Raw genomic sequence first — 664 nt, forward strand, 5'->3', positions numbered from 1 at the left:
AAGGTTAATTGAAGCTTGATTGTAAGCCGTTGACGCAACGCTAACTGCAGTAATACTACCACCGCCATTTGTAAAACCAGAAATTTGAGATATACCATTTATACCTACCTTGATATCCCTAGCGTCTTGGCGAATAAATGTCATAGTTCCTAAAAATAGAGCACCACCACCAGCACTACCATTAGATGCTCCAGCTATATCACCACCCATAAAACTCGCCCCCGAAAACGCTCCAATCCTAATGGCTCTACCATCTTTGGCAGCTAGGACTAATTTGCCATTTTCTATACTTGCTTCTACACCAGTTTCATCTTTTTTAGCGTTGATGGCTCCAATTAGTGTGTTATCGCTATCGTTGGCTTTTACGGTTACATTACCGATTGTTACACCATTAATCATTAGGTTTTGAATATTACCAGCTGATACAGCATCACTGAAAATTTGAGTATTATTAACCTTAACTTTTACTCCGGTTTTGTCTGAAACTCCGTTCATCATTTCAGCGATTGCTTTGTAGCCATCTTTTTGGATTACTGTTCCAGAGATTGTTTGAAATGTGTAGCCACTAGGGTAGCCATCTACGCCACTAAGTTTTACTATAAAATCTTGAGCTGAAATATTAGAATAAACTGAATATACTGCGTTGTTTAATGTCTCAAACCTC

Annotated in this window: 1 protein-coding gene; it reads right to left on the bottom strand. The window is 38.6% G+C overall.

Features of this window, described 5'->3' with window-relative positions; all coding sequences use genetic code 11:
* Positions 1 to 664: flagellin hook IN motif-containing protein (locus CSUIS19073_RS08275; RefSeq protein WP_337214423.1), on the bottom strand; the 664-nt coding region annotated here is incomplete at both ends.

Origin of the sequence: Campylobacter sp. RM19073, from assembly GCF_024723495.1 — a bacterium.
In the GTDB taxonomy this organism is placed as follows: Bacteria; Campylobacterota; Campylobacteria; order Campylobacterales; family Campylobacteraceae; genus Campylobacter; species Campylobacter porcelli.